Raw genomic sequence first — 16,074 nt, forward strand, 5'->3', positions numbered from 1 at the left:
TTAATCGAAATTTATTTATCCTTTTTAGCAGGCAATACCCCCAAGAGTTTCCCATCATCTTCAAATACAGCGCTTATCACTTCTTTTGATGACGAATCTCCGGCATATTTGTATTTAATATTAGGATGACTAAGACCATCCATCGTTACATAATACCCTACTTTTAAAATCTCCAGCTTTTTATTGGTATCAATACCTTCTTTTACCTTTTTCAGGACGTCTTCTGTAACAATTTCTTTTACCTTATCAGAAAGCACTTCATTTACAGCTTTATAATCCGAAGCCTGTAAAGCTGTGATAAACTTCTGGAAATTATCATTATAAAGATTAACTTTATCCTTACTTATGGTAGCCGGCTGCTCTTTCTTCTGGTTATTCTCAACCTTCAGCCCTACGACTTTCTGGGCAAACATAAACTGCGCGCCAACAATTGCCAGACCTAAAAATAATTTTTTCATACAATTCATTTTGTTATTAGTGAAATAGGTCATGGAAGATACGAAAATCAGACCAGTTCTAAAAATTTCATCGTATCCACATTATCTGCATACGTATCAAGACCTGGATTTTGGGCTTCACCAAAAGAAATAGAATCTAATCCCAGCTCTTCTTTAGCTACAACACACTGAATATTTTCTTCGTTTTCAGCAATAAAGTTTTTAACATCATCCAATGATTCATATCGGCTGAAATTAATCACAGAAAGTGGGCTGAATAATTTATCATCTTCTTTCAGCATCACAAAATTATTATCCCAAAATTTCTCCTGATTCAGAAGATAAATTGCTCTGTTGTAATCATAATTATTGGCATATTTATTATGATTGATAATATCCTGAAACCCTAAGAAGCTTTCAAACAGCCTGTCGATCACAAAATCCTGAGGAATAAAGATTCTCGTAACATTTCTGCATCCCAAACCGAAATATTGGAAAATATCATTAGCAAGCAGTTGAAGTTCTTCCTCAGTTTCATCACCTTTTAAAATAGCAACAGAAGTTCTGTTTTTACGGATAATGCTTAAATGATCTTTAAAATAATACTCAAGGTATCTTGCTGTATTATTACTTCCGGTAGCAATAACCGCATCAAAATTCTGTAGTTTTTCTACAAATTCAAACTGAATTTGATCGTTAGAAAACTCTTTCCATTTCTTCAACAAGAACGGAATCAGATATCTATCTTTAGATGATAGCTTCAGTAAAGGAATATGATTGCTTAACACTACAGAAATCACATCATGAAACCCTACCAAAGGAATATTTCCTGCTAAAATCAATCCAACTCTCCTAGATATTTTAGAGATTGAATAATTTTTCAGCCAGTTTTTAATATTTTCTTCAGTAAGAAGATCTGCCCATTGTTTCAAAGCAAATTTCTGATTATCAACAGTAAACCACGGATTTTTCTATTTCGGATTTCTTTAATAATAATTCAATATTTGCATCATCTTCATTGTGATCTTCTGGTTTCTTCGCTAAAAACGCTTTTATATAATCACTTAATTTAATAAGTCCTAAAACTTGATTTTCGGTATTCATAATTACTTTAAAATTGGGGAATATTTTGTAATTTTGTGCAAATTTAAAAAAAATTAGCGATGGCTATTAAAATAACTGATGAATGCATTAACTGTGGGGCTTGTGAACCGGAATGTCCAAACAATGCAATATATGAAGGAGCTGTAGACTGGAAAGCTTCTGATGGTACTAGCCTTCAAGGAACTATAACATTACCTTCAGGACTTACTGTGGATGCAGATTCAGCTCAGGAACCTGTAAGTGATGATGTTTATTTCATTGTTACTGATAAATGTACAGAATGTAAAGGATTCCATGAGGAGCCACAGTGTGCTGCAGTATGTCCGGTAGACTGCTGCGTACCGGATGAAGATCATGTAGAATCTGAAGAGGCTCTGCTTAACAAAAAAGCATTCCTACACGGCGAATAAAAAAAATTCCGTCTCATAATGCTTGAGGCGGCTTTTTTTAACCAAAAATCCAACAAAACCAAAAATTAAGCTAAAGGATTTCAATTCTTTACGCAACCAAAAAATAAAAATATGAACAAAAAGCACAACTTCAGCGCAGGGCCATGTATCTTACCACAAGAGGTATTTGAAAAATCAGCACAGGCAATCTTAGACTTTAACGGGATCGGATTATCTCTTCTTGAAATTTCGCACAGAAGTAAGGATTTCGTTGCAGTAATGGACGAAGCACGTGCAATTGTAAAAAGGCTGATGAACCTTGGTGATGATTACGAGGTACTTTATTTAGGAAGCGGAGCAAGCATGCAGTTTGCCATGGTACCTTACAACCTGATGAAAGTAGGCGGAAAAGCAGCTTATCTGGACACAGGAACCTGGGCAGCCGGAGCGATCAAAGAAGCAAAAAAATTAGGAACGGTAGACGTAGTAGGTTCTTCAAAAGAAGAAAACTATTCTTTCATTCCTAAAAATTATACAGTAGGTTCAGAATATGATTATTTCCACTGTACCTCCAATAATACTATTTACGGAACTCAGATGAAATCCTTCCCTGAAGTAGATACCCTGATGGTATGTGATATGAGTTCTGATATTTTCTCAAGACAACTGGATTTTTCAAAATTTGATTTAATCTATGCAGGAGCTCAAAAAAATATGGGACCTGCAGGGGTTACTTTAGTAGTGATCAAAAAAGAAATCCTTGGCAAAACTGGAAGAGAAAATATGCTGTCTATGCTTGATTATTCTCAGCATATTTCCAAAGAGTCAATGTACAATACTCCACCAGTATTCCCTATCTATGCATCTCTGTTAACACTGCAATACCTGGAAAACAATGGTGGAATTGCAGCGGCTGAAAAAAGAAACGAAGCTAAAGCTAAACTTCTTTATGATGAAATCGATAACAACCCATTATTTGAAACGTTCTGCGTAGAAGAAGACCGTTCATTAATGAATGTTTCTTTCAAATTAACAGACGAAAGCAAAAAGAAGAATTTGATAATGCATGGAAAGCTGCACGCATCAGTGGATTAAACGGACATAGAAGCCTGGGCGGTTACAGAGCCAGCTTATACAATGCCTTACCTATTGAAAGTGTACAGGTATTGGTGGATGTAATGAAATCTATCAAATAATTTAAGCATAAAAATTCAAAGATTGAAAGATTCAGAAGTGACAAATTTAAATTTCTTAATTTGCACTCTAGTTTTAAAATATTGAAAGACCTGAATTTTTCAATCTTTAAATCCAATAACACATGAAAGTTTTAGCAAACGATGGAATCTCAAAAGCAGGAGAACGAGCTTTAAAAGAAGCCGGAATTGAAATTCTGGACAATAGAGTGGCTCAGGATCACGTTATTAATTTTATCAACGAAAATAATGTAGACGTTCTTCTTGTAAGAAGTGCAACAAAAGTAAGGCAGGACCTGATTGATGCATGCCCGGGACTTAAAATCATAGGCCGTGGCGGCATTGGAATGGACAATATTGATGTTGAATATGCAAAAAGCAAGGGGATTAAAATCATCAACACTCCTACAGCATCTTCAAAGTCCGTTGCAGAATTGGTTTTTGGACACTTCATTGCATTAGCCAGATTCCTTCATGAATCAAACAGACTGATGCCTTTGGAGGGGGAAACGCACTTCAATGCCATGAAAAAGTCATTCAGCAATGCTTATGAACTTTCAGGAAAGACATTAGGAGTAATCGGCTTTGGAAGTATTGGCCAGGAAGTCGTGAAAATAGGAATTGCTTTGGGAATGAAAATACAGGTTCTCACAAGAAGTCCAAAAACAGAAGTTCTTACGCTGAATTTCTTTGATGGGCAATCGGTGAACTTTGAAATCACTTCTACCAATGATATGGATGCATTCCTTAAAGAATCAGACTTTATTAGTATCAATACTCCGAAAACGAATGAATACATTATAGACACTCCACAGTTTGAAAAAATGAAAGATGGAGTCTATATTGTAAATACTGCAAGAGGCGGTGTAATGAATGAAGTGACGCTGATTGATTTTATTGATTCAGGAAAAGTAGCGGGAGCTGCATTGGACGTTTTTGAAAGCGAACCCAATCCGGAACTTCCATTACTAATGAATCCGGCACTATCTCTTTCTCCTCATGTAGGAGGAAATACGGTAGATGCGCAAGAGAAAATCGGTATCGAACTTGCAGAACAAATTATTAAGCTACAAAAAGAAACTATAAGATAAATATGCCTGTTTTTAAACCTTTCCGTGGAATCAGACCTCACAGAGATTTTGAGGATACTTTCCCTACCCATCCACTGGATAATTTTACCCAGGAAGAAATAGCAGAAAAAGCACAAGTTGAGAACACATACATCAACATGATAAAACCGTATGTTGTAAGTAAATCTAAGGATGTAGACCGGAATCTGAGAAAGATCCGTTCCACATTTGAAGAACTTCTGGAAGAAAAGAAACTCGTTCAGGATAATTCTGCCTATTATCTTTATGAACAAATATATCCTAACAAACAAATTTTCAGAGGACTCTTAGGTCTTGCCAGTATTGAAGATTTCTGGAACGGAAAGATAAAAAGGCACGAAAGTACCATTCCCCAAAAGAAAGAAAAACTGGCTCATTATCTTGAGAAAGTAAACCTTCAGGCTGAACCGGTACTTCTTACCTATCCTGCCAACTCAAAAATTGAGCTGCTGATGAATCATGAGGAAAAAAACGTTCCCATCTTCAACCACGTAGATCATTTGGGCATCAGACATAAAATCTGGAGAATAGACAACCGTTTGAAACTTCAGCAGTTTAAAGAAGTGATCGATCAGATCGACTCATTCTATATTGCCGACGGACACCACAGAATTGGCTCTACAGCATTAAATGCAAAAAAACATAAGGATAAAAACAAAAGGCATAATGGTACAGAGCAATATAACTTTGTATACAGCTTTATCGTTTCCAACCAATCGATCAAAATTCACGACTATAACAGGATTTTGCACGATCTAAACGGTCTTTCCAGCGAACAATTCCTGAAAGAGCTTGATCAATATTTCCTGATCCACGAAAAAGGTGAAACCCCTTACTACCCTTCCCAGAAATTCCATATTTCAATGTATTTGGATGGAAAATTCTATTCACTTCACGTAAAGCACGATCTTCGTTCTAAAGAGATGTCTTTAGATAACCTGGATCACCATTTACTGGACAAATATATTTTTAAAGGTATTTTAAAAATCGAAGATCCGGATAGCTCTGATCTGATTTCTTACGTAAAGGGCACTTCCAATCTCAATGGAATCAACATCTTAAAAGAAAAGGTGGAAAGCGGAGAAGGAAAAGCAGGCTTCGGAATTTATCCTGTAAGTTTTAATGATATGATTAAAATTTCAGACTTAAAACTAAGCATGCCTCCAAAATGTACATTCATTGAGCCAAAATTAATTACAGCACTGGTAATGTACGATATGAAACCTTAATAAATTCCTATTTTTTTCCTACTTTTATCATTGGAAAAAGAAAGGTAAATAAAAAATGAAAAAAATATTCATTATACTTCCACTCTTTTTGAGTGGATTTTTATTTTCTCAAAAAAAAGTCCAGAAAAAGCCTGCCGGCAGAACAGCAATTCCTGTAAAATTAAATTATCATGATGAATTCAAAAAGATCTCAGACGAGATCATGACCAATGGCAGGGCTTATGAAAATCTTGGAGAACTCACAAAAGGTATCGGCCCTCGCTTCAGCGCCACTCCCGGCTATTCAAAAGCAGTAGAATGGGCTGAAAAGAAATTCAAGGAAATTGGCATTAATATGATCTGGAGACAGGAAGCTAAAGCTCCTATCTGGGTCCGGGGGAAAGAATCCTTACAGATAAAAGCAGAAAATGGAGATTGGAAAAATATCAAAATGCTATCATTTGGAAACTCTGAAGGAACAGGCGGTAAAGATCTGACAGGTGAAATTGTTTTAATTAATTCCACGTCAGAACTGAATGCAATGTCCACAGGTCAGCTAAAAGACAAAATAGTATTCGTGAATGTTCCTATGGATCCCAAAATCATTAATACCAGTGATTCTTATCTACAGACTGCAAAATCAAAATTAATTTCGGCGTCCGTTATTGCTAAGACGGGCGCAAAAGCTTTAATTATAAGATCATTGACAACAGCTCTTGATGACACGCCTCATGCCAAAATGATTTATTATGAACAAGATGATAAAGTTAAAATTCCTGCTTTATCAATAGGTGTAAGATCAGCGGATGAGTTGGAAAAAACATTGAAAAAGCAAAAAGTTACGGCTAAAATTAATATGACTGCAGAATCAAAAGGCAGCACAACCAATCCCAATATCATTGCTGAAATCCAAGGGAATAAAGACTCTAAAGTGATTGTTTTAGGCGCTCAGCTTGATTCATGGGATATTGGTGAAGGGGCAGTTGATGACGGAACGGGAGTCGCTCAGTGTATCGAAGTTTTAAGAACATTGAAAGCACTTGGCTATGAAAATAATCACACCATCCGGGTCGTTTTATATGCCAACAGTGAAAACGGAGGCCAAGGTCGTGAAATGTATGCAGCCTATGTCAAAAAAAGAGAAGAGAAACATATATTCGCGCTGGGAACAGATGCCGGAGGCTATTCTCCACGAGGATTCTCTTTAGATATGTCTCCTCAAAGAAGAAGGCTCGTATCTCCCTGGAAAGAATATTTTCTTCCTTATGGCGTTTATGACTTTGACCAAACAGAGGCTATCCAGGATATCTCACCTTTGAAGAAGCTGGATATTCCTTTAGTAGAACTCGTAGTAGACACTCAAAGGTATTTCGATTATCATCATTCTGAACAAGATACTTTTGATAAAGTGAATAAGCGAGAACTTCTTCTGGGTGCAGTCGCCATCACACAGATGATTTTTATGGTTGATAAAAACTGGTAACATGAAAAAGACAATTACAACCTCATTATTAACTTTAGGAACAGCCTTTATATCAGGTCAAACCAAAGAAGATTCTATACAGTTCAACAAAATTTCCACTGAAATTTTAAATAACGGAAAAGGCTATGATGAACTTCGGGAACTGACTAAAAATATCGGCCACCGTTTAAGTGGATCTGAAGCTTATGAGAAATCTGTACAATGGGCAGCCCAAAAACTTCGTGATGCCGGTGCTGATAAAGTATGGCTTCAGGATGTCATGATCCCGGTTTGGGTAAGAGGAAAAGAATCCTTACACATCAAAACGTCCAACGGAAGCTGGAAAAGTCTTAAAATGCTTTCTTTAGGTAATTCTGAAGGAACAGGCGGAAAAGATCTTTCAGGAGAGATCATTATGGTTAAATCCCTTGAAGAATATGATAATCTTCCTGCTGAAAAGGTAAAAGATAAAATTGTTTTCTTTAATTACCCTTTCAATCAGGGACACGTTCAGACTTTTATTTCCTATAGAGAATCAGGTGCTTACAGACGTACAGCTGCATCCTTAACAGCAAAGAAAGGTGGTAAGTTTGCCATTATCCGATCTCTTTCTTCAGCATTTGACGATGTTCCGCACACTGGAAATATGCGCTACGAAGAGAACATTATCAAAATCCCGGCAGTTACAATTGGGAATACAACAGCAGATGAACTGGAGTCTTTGCTAAACAATCAGAAAGTTACTGCAAAACTTAATTCTAATTGTGGAATGAAGGGTGAGAAACTCTCCCACTCCGTCATTGGTGAAAATACAGGCAAAAAAGACCAAAATGTAATCGTAGTGGGCGGCCACCTTGATTCCTGGGATGTAGGTGAAGGTGCTCATGATGATGGTTCAGGGATCGTCCAAAGTATTGAAGTCTTAAGAACATTCAAAAAACTAGGGCTCCAAAACAACCATACCATCAGAGCAGTTTGTTTCGCCAACGAAGAAAACGGTACCAAAGGCGGAAAACAATATGGAAAAACAGCAAAAGATAACAATGAAAAACATCTTTTTGCCATAGAATCCGATGCCGGAGGATTTTCACCCCGCGGAATCTCCCTGGAAATGGATGATATTAAAAGAAACCAGATCAAAAGCTGGGGGAATCTGTTTTTACCTTACGGAGTTTACAATTTTGAAGGAAAGTATTCAGGTTCGGATATTGCCCCGCTTCATGAGATGGGCGTTCCAACAGCAGAACTCGTTCCGGAACCACAACGCTATTTTGACATCCACCACACCGCAGAAGATACTTTTGAAAAAGTCAACCGAAGAGAACTATTACTTGGCTCAACGGTGATGACACAACTTATTTATATGATTGATAAAAATTGGTAACAATGAAAAAAATATTAGGAACCTCCTTATTACTTTTTGGAATGGCCGCTTTTGGCCAGACCAAGGAAGATTCAATACAATTCAGTAAGATCTCCCTTGAAGTTTTAAATAACGGGAAAGGATACAATGATCTTCACGAACTTACTAAAAATATAGGCCACCGTTTAAGCGGTTCTGAAGCCTATGAAAAATCGGTACAATGGGCAGCACAAAAACTTCGTGATGCCGGAGCAGACAAAGTATGGCTTCAGGATGTGATGATTCCTGTTTGGGTGAGAGGAAAAGAATCCTTACACATCAAAACATTCAACGGAAGCTGGAAAAACCTTAAAATGCTTTCTCTTGGAAATTCAGAAGGAACAGGTGGAAAAGATGTTTCGGGAGAGATCATCATGGTTAAATCTATGGATGAATACAATAAGCTTACTCCGGAGCAGGTAAAAGATAAAATCCTATTCTTCAATTATGCTTTCAAACAATCATTCATAGAAACGTTTAAAGGGTATGGTGATGCTTCCAAGTACAGAACAACGGCCGCATCTTTAACGGCTAAAAAAGGAGGTAAATTTGCCATTATCAGATCACTGTCTTCAGCATTTGATGATGTCCCTCATACCGGAGCCATGCGTTATGAAGAAAATGTTTCTAAAATACCAGCTGTAGCGATCGGAAGTACCACTGCAGATGAATTAGAAGCCTTATTAAAAAATCAGAAAATCACAGCAAAATTGAATTCCAACTGCGGAATGAAAGGCGAAAAACTCTCCCACTCTGTGATTGGTGAAATTACGGGTAAAAAAGACCAAAGCGTAATCGTAGTCGGTGGTCACCTTGATTCATGGGATGTAGGAGAAGGTGCACATGATGATGGTGCAGGAATTGTTCAGAGTATTGAAGTGCTAAGAACGTTCAAAAAATTAGGAATACAGAATAATCACACCATCAGAGTAGTGTGCTTTGCCAATGAAGAAAATGGAGTTAAAGGAGGTATTCAATATGGAAAAACAGTAAAAGAAAAGAATGAGAAGCATATTTTTGCCATAGAATCCGATGCCGGAGGCTTTGCTCCAAGAGGAATTGCTCTGGATATGGATGATGCTAAAAGAAAACAGATTCAAAGCTGGTCAAAGCTATTCCTGCCTTATGGAGTCTATAACTTTGAAGAAAGATTCTCCGGAACAGATCTCTATCCACTTCATGACATGGGAGTTCCTGCAGCAGAATTAATGCCGGACTCTCAGCGTTATTTTGATATCCATCATACTGAAGAAGATACCTTTGAAAAAGTAAACCGAAGAGAACTTTTATTAGGCGCTGTAACCATGACGCATATTATTTATATGATTGATAAGAACTGGTAAGGAAAATACCATCTTGAGATAAACGAACCCCAATAAATTTTATAAGATTTGATGGGGTTTTCTCTTTAAAACACATAGAACAAATGATTCCACAAATAACACAATATTATGGTATAAAATGGAAATTGAAAAAAAAATCCTAATTAAAGCCTCACCAAAATCTTCGTTATTCTATAGAAACCCAAATAAAAATATTATTGTTAAGATTCTTCCAGGTAACAATTTAAATGTTATTTGGAATTTAAATATTTAAAAGTATGCATCTTATACTTAATTTGAGCAAGAAAATGATTCCAGAAATATCTTACCCCTCCTAATTCCCAATTGATATCAAACTTACTATGATTATTAGCATAATAGGGTTTTGAGATTTTAGAATGAAAAATAGGCGGATTGTCTTTTACCACAGCAAAATAATCAGATTCAAAATTTGATTTCCTATAATATTGAATTTCAATTACAGTTTCTTTTTGACTCGCTTTGAAAATATACAAAGTAACATCATAAAGATCCGAATACTCTTTATCTAAAACCTCGATGGCAGAATCTAGCGAAAGTTTAGTTTTATATTTATTTACTCTATTTCTGGATTTCCCTTGCTCAAAAAAATTCCTCCCTTCAAATTCATTGAAGTCAGATACTATAAAAACAACATTAGATGATATCTTGTTCCAACAAGTAATCGTTGCCAATCGTTGAAGATTAACAATACAAGTCTCGATCTCTTCTCTTAAATTTTCTTTGCTCACTTTTCCAAAATTAAAGCTTTTTAAAATTATATTAAAGTCAGTAAACTTCCTTCCACTTCAGTTTTCCACGTTCCCACTAATTCAGACATCTTTTTTCTTTTTCAGAAAGCTGCTGCCCATATCCTAAACTGTTGAAAAAAAAATCATCCTTATATATATTCTGTTTATCTTAAACAATGAGAATTTAAAAATAAAACTTTTTTCTTCGTTTAAGGAAATAATAATCAAAACTCATTAAAAAACAATACCATACACCACTTTTAAACAAAGTGTTAATTGTGAAATAATCACTTTGGCATGATATTCGTATGTACTATTTTGAGAAAAAATTAAAAAAGCACTAAGGATGAGAAAAAAGGTTTTCTGTGGATTTTCAGTTTTCCACTGATTCAAAGTTCGTATCTCGTATATGAATCCTTTTTTTCTACGATGCCGTAAAAGATACGGGTACGTGATTGATTAGCCCTCAGGTTGATCTTTCACAGCTGAATTATGCCCCGTATCTAACTGGTATCATCAATAAACCCGTGAGTCATTTATTGATTCAAAAATGATTATTAATTCCGGACTTCAGAGCCCGGTATCATAATATTGAATAAACGGCAAAGTTATCATGAACCTTAGCCCAGTAAAGAAATATGCTTTCTTTATACCATGATAATAACATCTGCTTTATTCTCAATTAATTAATGTATAACCCTTAAAATGTTAGTAATGATGAGAGCCTTTTTTGAAATGATTTTTAAGAGAAATGAAGATGCTGCAAAAATGCATATCTGGAGCTTGCTTTTGGTATTAAGTTTTGCTGCCTTTTCTGTACTGGTATACAGTTCACAACCAAGTTTTAATAGCTTAATAGTATATCTTACCGCCTTTGCCGCTTATATCGGCTTCGGTCTTGTATTCATCAGTTCCCTAGCCGGAACGGGGATGAAGAAAAGATCCGGTAGAAACATATAACTTTTATTTCACTCTTTTACTGAAAAACCGTCCTTTATTGAAGGGCGGTTTTTTTATATAATTTTGCTACAATTTCACCAGTTATTCTTTAAATATATCTTTCATCATCTTTTCAAGGAATTGGGTCGTCTCTTCTTCGACCATTTTTTCAGATTTTGCTACTAATTCTTTGTGAAAAGGTTCACAACAGGCTTTTATTCCAAACCCATCATCTGTTTTAATAAATTCCGGATGCAAGTTATGTTCTTTACAAACTTCAGCCTCTATGGTCTGCTTTATTAAATCATAATTCAAATCAAACATATTTTCTATTTTTATTTCATTGGTTGGAGATAAAGATAGTAATAATTTATATTCATAGGACACCGTATTTTTACGGTACATTGAAACAAAAAAACCACCCTTCTCAGGATGGCTTTCATATTTTTAAAAATTCAATTATTTTACTTTTACAAGCTCAACATCGAAAACTAACCAAGAGTTTGGTGGAATAACTCCTCCTGCTCCTCTTTCTCCGTAAGCCATTGCCGGCGGGATTAATAAAGTAGCAGTTTCTCCTTCTTTCAATAACAGAATCCCTTCATCCCATCCTTTGATTACTCTTCCCATTCCGATTGGAATATCAATTGGCTCATTTCTCTTGAATGAAGAATCAAATTCAGTTCCATCTACTAATTTTCCTGCATAGTGTACAGAAACATTATCACCTGCTTTTGGAGCTTTTCCGTCAGCAGTTTTAGTGATTTTGTAGTAAAGACCTGATTCAGTTTTTTGCATTCCAGCTTTTAAGCTTTCAACTAATTTTTCCTGGTTTGCTTTGAACTCTTCTTCTTTTTTCTTTTTCTCAGCTTCTTCTTTAGCAATGAAAGCTTTGTTATTTTCTGCGATTTTAGCTTTTCCTTCGTTGAAAGTTTTCGCTGCATCGTAGTTTTTGTACTCATCACCTTTACCGAAGATGGAAACTTTTTCTAAAACGATATCTGTTTTAGGCTTATCCTGAGCTCCTTTTTCAACATTTGCGATAGCATCAATCACATCATTTCCTTTTACTACCTTTCCGAAGATCGTATGTCTTCCGTCTAACCAAGGAGTAGCGACTTCAGTGATGAAGAACTGAGAACCGTTTGTATTTGGACCTGAATTAGCCATAGAAAGAATACCTTTCCCAGTGTGTTTAAGGTCATTTCTTTCATCTTCAAATTTATATCCAGGATCTCCCATTCCTGTTCCCTGAGGATCACCTCCCTGAATCATAAAATCTTTGATCACTCTGTGGAAAATAGTTCCGTCATAATAAGGAACTCCTTTAGCCTTAGCTTTGTTGTCGATTTTCCCTTCTGCAAGACCGATAAAGTTGGCTACAGTTACTGGTGCTTTCTTGTCCTCAAACTTCACAATCATATTACCTTTTGTAGTTTGAAGATTGGCATAAAGCCCGTCATTAAGACCTTCGTAAGTTTCTTTGTCTACGTTCATTTTTTTATAAATTGGGGTACAACTCATCAGCGAAACACTTGCCGCTGCCAGAATTATATTCTTGTTAAACAATTTCATGTATTATAAAGCTTTTAATTTTATGATTAACGGGATATCATTGTCTATTTTCTTTTCATCTCCAAAAGTTCCATAAGCCAAAGAAGATGGTACCAAAAGCGTCACTTCCTCTCCATCATGTATAAAACGCAAAGCATTTTCCACTGCTCTCAGCTCATCAAAATGCCCGAACTTGGCATCTCTTCTTTCAAAAGGCTGGTCGTAGATTTTCGTCTGGTCAAAATCATACAACTCATAAGAATAGGAAATCAGAGAGTTATCTACTCTTCTTTCTCTACGATCGAAACCATCAACCGTAATCCAATAATTAAGCTGTGTAGGATAAAACTTTACGTTTTGTCCATTGATCCAATCCTGAATCTGACCCCTTTCGATGGTATTCAGGTTTTTCATTCTGTTTTTAGAAACATCCAGATCTTTCTGGCTTAAAACACCGCCTACCGGAGGGTGGGCAGTCTGTGTATTTCTATTACAGCTCAGCAAACTTATGGCTGATATGAAGAGTAATTTTTTCATAACCTTTTGCGAAAATACACATTTTGTGAATCAATTACAAAAGCTTTAAACCATTAATGTAAATTATATAAAAACCACTGTTGTCATCTATGGTCAAAATCTAGCTGCAAAAAATGGACTGATGTTCACAATCTGTGAACAAATATTATATATAAATAGCTGTATAAATAAGTACAATCTGTGGCTAGAGTTTAACTATAAATGCTCCGATCTTTTGATTTGAATGAAATGTAAAAGTATTGAATAACAAAAAAAGCCGGGAAAATTCCCGGCTCTCTATAATATTGAAATACTATTAAACTGTTTCAAGTGCATGATCTACAACAACTCTCCATCCGAATGGATCTTCAGAAAGATTGTTTTGAAGATCTACTAAATCTTTCTTAAGAATGGCTGCATAGCTTTCTTCGTCTGATAATCTTGGAAGTGCTAATTTCTCACCTTCATATCCTAAAGCCTGGAATTGAGTGGTTACTACCGCAGTTCCAACTCCCCATACTTCCTTAAGAGAACCATTTTTCAATGCTTCAATAACTGTTTTTACAGCAATTGGCTCCACTTTTACTTCGATTCCTCTTCTCTTAGCTAATTGAATGAAGCTGTCTCTTGTAACTCCGTCAAGAATTTTCTCAGATGTTGGTGGAGTATAGATTGTATCGTTAATTCTTACAAATACGTTCATAGTACCACTTTCTTCGAAATACTCATGAGTTGCATCATCAGTCCAGATGATTTGTTCGTATCCTTCTTCAATAGCCAACTGAGTTGGGTAGAAAGAAGCCGCATAGTTACCGGCTGCTTTAGCAGAACCTACTCCTCCGTTTGCTGCTCTTGAATAGTGATCAGAGATTTTTACAGATACTGGCTCTGAGTAATAGCTCTTTGCAGGTGTTGCTACGATAGCAAACATATATTTTTCAGAAACTCTTGCTTTCAAAGCTTCTTCTGTAGCGAAAATCAATGGTCTGATATATAAAGACATACCTTCACCTTGAGGGATCCAGTCTCTGTCGATATCCACTAATGCTTTTAATCCGTCTAAAAACATTTCCTCAGTCACCTCAGGCATAGCAAGACGCTTCGCTGACTTGTTGATACGTTCAAAATTCTTTTCTGGCCTGAAAAGGAAAACCTGCCCATCTTTGTCTTTATAGGCTTTCATACCTTCAAAACAAGCTTGTCCATAGTTTACTCCCATCATGGCAGGTGTAAATGGTATTGGACCGTAAGGAACTAATTTTACATCACCCCATTTTCCGTTTTCATACTCACATATAATCATATGATCTATGAAAGTACCACCAAATGAAAAATTGTTAGGGTCAAATGTAGAAATTCTGGAGTTTTCAGTTTTTTGAATTATCATTTTTTAAAATTTTTACGATGTTCTACAAATTTAACATAATTTTCTAAATATAAAAATTTTAGAGTAAATTTGACAAAAAAATAGCTTGAAAAGAGAGATTAAGACCACAAACGACGGAAGTAAAACATTGTTTATCAATGATTTAAATGAAAATTACCATTCTCATCACGGAGCTCTTCAAGAAGCAGAACACGTGTTTATCAAAAATGGATTAAATTTAATTAATGATTGCGAAATTAATATTTTAGAACTAGGTTTTGGAACAGGTTTGAATGTTTTAGTAACAATTAATGAATATTTAAAAACTGACAAAAATCATGTCATCAATTATTTTTCGCTTGAAAAATACCCCATAAATGAATCCGAAGTTAAGGATTTAGCCTACTTTGAACTTTTTGATAACCCTGAGTTCAAAAATATTTATCAGAAAATTCATCTGGCAGATTGGGAAAAGTCAGTAGAAATCATTAGTGGATTCAACCTTAAAAAGATAGAATGTGACTTTTTTGATCTAAAGAATATAGACCTGCCTAAAATCAACCTTGTTTATTTTGATTGTTTCGGGGCAAGAGTACAGCCAGATCTTTGGGAAAAACCATTATTCGAATTGGTCTCTGACAAAATGTCCATTAACGGATTATTAACGACTTACTCTTCTAAAGGAAGTGTAAGAAGAATTCTTCAGGAACTGAACTTTCAGGTTGAGAAAAAGCAGGGACCTCCGGGGAAAAGAGAAATGATTAACGCGATCAAGCTTTAATAAAGTAAAATACCCATTAGTGAATTTACATTTTCATCTTTCATCAATATATGCCTCATAAAAATTTCTTACCTTAGCTATACAAAATATTATACATTATATATATGATAGACAAGATCAACATTAGAGTGTATGGCTGTGCAGTAAAAGATAAGAAAGTACTCACCTTGTTTGAAGAATATGCCGGCGAACCTTTAGTGAAATTTCCGGGTGGTGGATTGGAATATGGTGAAGGAACGCTGGAATGCCTGCATCGTGAATTTGATGAAGAACTGAATGTGAAAATAGATATTGTAGAACATTTCTACACTCAGGAAAACTTTCTTGTTTCGCGCTTCAGAGAAAACGAACAGCTTCTTACCATATATTATATTGTAAACATTGTGGACGAAAAGGATTTCCTTATTTTGGATCCATGTATTGAAAAAACGGAATGGATGGATATTGACAGACCTGATAATCCTTTCCCTCTTCCTATAGATAAAATCGTTTTCGATAAATTAAAAGAAAAATTCCTGTAAG

Annotated in this window: 15 protein-coding genes and 2 pseudogenes; 10 read left to right on the top strand and 7 right to left on the bottom strand. The window is 35.6% G+C overall.

Annotated elements, in window-relative coordinates; all coding sequences use genetic code 11:
• Window positions 1–11: 11 nt before the first annotated feature.
• Window positions 12–458, bottom strand: a complete 447-nt coding sequence (locus H5J24_RS11800) for a peptidylprolyl isomerase (protein ID WP_228407620.1) — start codon at window positions 456–458, stop codon at window positions 12–14.
• A 47-nt stretch (window positions 459–505) separates the two neighbouring features.
• Window positions 506–1,541 (bottom strand): annotated as a pseudogene (locus H5J24_RS11805) (acyl-CoA reductase).
• Between the two features lie 59 nt (window positions 1,542–1,600).
• Here H5J24_RS11805 and H5J24_RS11810 point away from each other — a divergent pair.
• From H5J24_RS11810 to H5J24_RS11840, 7 genes and pseudogenes are all read left to right on the top strand, one after another.
• A complete protein-coding gene (locus H5J24_RS11810; RefSeq protein ID WP_068943024.1) occupies window positions 1,601–1,951 on the top strand; it encodes a 4Fe-4S binding protein in 351 nt (116 codons plus the stop codon).
• A gap of 111 nt (window positions 1,952–2,062) precedes the next feature.
• A pseudogene (gene serC / locus H5J24_RS11815) lies at window positions 2,063–3,126 on the top strand (3-phosphoserine/phosphohydroxythreonine transaminase).
• A 122-nt stretch (window positions 3,127–3,248) separates the two neighbouring features.
• A complete protein-coding gene (locus H5J24_RS11820; RefSeq protein ID WP_068943022.1) occupies window positions 3,249–4,214 on the top strand; it encodes a D-2-hydroxyacid dehydrogenase in 966 nt (321 codons plus the stop codon).
• Window positions 4,215–4,216: 2 nt separating this feature from the next.
• Window positions 4,217–5,461: a DUF1015 domain-containing protein gene (locus tag H5J24_RS11825; protein WP_068943021.1), complete on the top strand. Its 1,245-nt coding sequence runs from the start codon at window positions 4,217–4,219 to the stop codon at window positions 5,459–5,461.
• Window positions 5,462–5,516: 55 nt separating this feature from the next.
• A complete protein-coding gene (locus H5J24_RS11830; RefSeq protein WP_068943020.1) occupies window positions 5,517–6,923 on the top strand; it encodes a M28 family peptidase in 1,407 nt (468 codons plus the stop codon).
• A gap of 1 nt (window position 6,924) precedes the next feature.
• Window positions 6,925–8,286 carry a M28 family peptidase gene (locus H5J24_RS11835; protein ID WP_232816322.1) on the top strand — a complete coding sequence of 454 codons (1,362 nt, stop codon included), beginning with the start codon at window positions 6,925–6,927 and terminating at the stop codon, window positions 8,284–8,286.
• 2 nt (window positions 8,287–8,288) lie between these two features.
• Window positions 8,289–9,647, top strand: coding sequence for a M20/M25/M40 family metallo-hydrolase (locus tag H5J24_RS11840; RefSeq protein WP_068943018.1), 1,359 nt, complete (start codon window positions 8,289–8,291; stop codon window positions 9,645–9,647).
• Window positions 9,648–9,877: 230 nt separating this feature from the next.
• Here H5J24_RS11840 and H5J24_RS11845 read toward each other — a convergent pair whose 3' ends face one another.
• On the bottom strand, window positions 9,878–10,396 hold the full coding sequence (locus H5J24_RS11845) for a hypothetical protein (RefSeq protein ID WP_068943017.1): 519 nt from the start codon (window positions 10,394–10,396) through the stop codon (window positions 9,878–9,880).
• Between the two features lie 714 nt (window positions 10,397–11,110).
• Here H5J24_RS11845 and H5J24_RS11850 point away from each other — a divergent pair.
• Complete coding sequence (locus H5J24_RS11850) at window positions 11,111–11,356, top strand: hypothetical protein (protein WP_141395678.1); 246 nt, start codon at window positions 11,111–11,113, stop codon at window positions 11,354–11,356.
• A gap of 81 nt (window positions 11,357–11,437) precedes the next feature.
• On the opposite strand, the gene H5J24_RS11855 is transcribed toward H5J24_RS11850, so the two are convergent.
• The 4 genes from H5J24_RS11855 to H5J24_RS11870 form a co-directional block, all read right to left on the bottom strand.
• Window positions 11,438–11,659, bottom strand: a complete 222-nt coding sequence (locus H5J24_RS11855) for a hypothetical protein (RefSeq protein ID WP_141395677.1) — start codon at window positions 11,657–11,659, stop codon at window positions 11,438–11,440.
• 135 nt (window positions 11,660–11,794) lie between these two features.
• On the bottom strand, window positions 11,795–12,832 hold the full coding sequence (locus H5J24_RS11860; RefSeq protein ID WP_228407691.1) for a peptidylprolyl isomerase: 1,038 nt from the start codon (window positions 12,830–12,832) through the stop codon (window positions 11,795–11,797).
• 81 nt (window positions 12,833–12,913) lie between these two features.
• Window positions 12,914–13,426, bottom strand: coding sequence for an FKBP-type peptidyl-prolyl cis-trans isomerase (locus H5J24_RS11865; RefSeq protein WP_068943013.1), 513 nt, complete (start codon window positions 13,424–13,426; stop codon window positions 12,914–12,916).
• A 295-nt stretch (window positions 13,427–13,721) separates the two neighbouring features.
• Window positions 13,722–14,792: a branched-chain amino acid aminotransferase gene (locus tag H5J24_RS11870; RefSeq protein WP_068943012.1), complete on the bottom strand. Its 1,071-nt coding sequence runs from the start codon at window positions 14,790–14,792 to the stop codon at window positions 13,722–13,724.
• Window positions 14,793–14,877: 85 nt separating this feature from the next.
• On the opposite strand from H5J24_RS11870, the gene mnmC2 reads away from it, so the two are divergent.
• Together mnmC2 and H5J24_RS11880 are read left to right on the top strand one after the other, a co-directional pair.
• Window positions 14,878–15,552: a tRNA (5-methylaminomethyl-2-thiouridine)(34)-methyltransferase MnmC2 gene (mnmC2, locus tag H5J24_RS11875; RefSeq protein WP_068943011.1), complete on the top strand. Its 675-nt coding sequence runs from the start codon at window positions 14,878–14,880 to the stop codon at window positions 15,550–15,552.
• A 104-nt stretch (window positions 15,553–15,656) separates the two neighbouring features.
• The gene (locus tag H5J24_RS11880) at window positions 15,657–16,073 is read left to right on the top strand and encodes an NUDIX domain-containing protein (protein WP_068943010.1); all 417 of its coding nucleotides are present in this window, start codon (window positions 15,657–15,659) and stop codon (window positions 16,071–16,073) included.
• Window position 16,074: the final 1 nt, after the last annotated feature.

The sequence above is a fragment of the Chryseobacterium capnotolerans genome, assembly GCF_021278965.1.
Lineage (GTDB): Bacteria > Bacteroidota > Bacteroidia > Flavobacteriales > Weeksellaceae > Chryseobacterium > Chryseobacterium capnotolerans.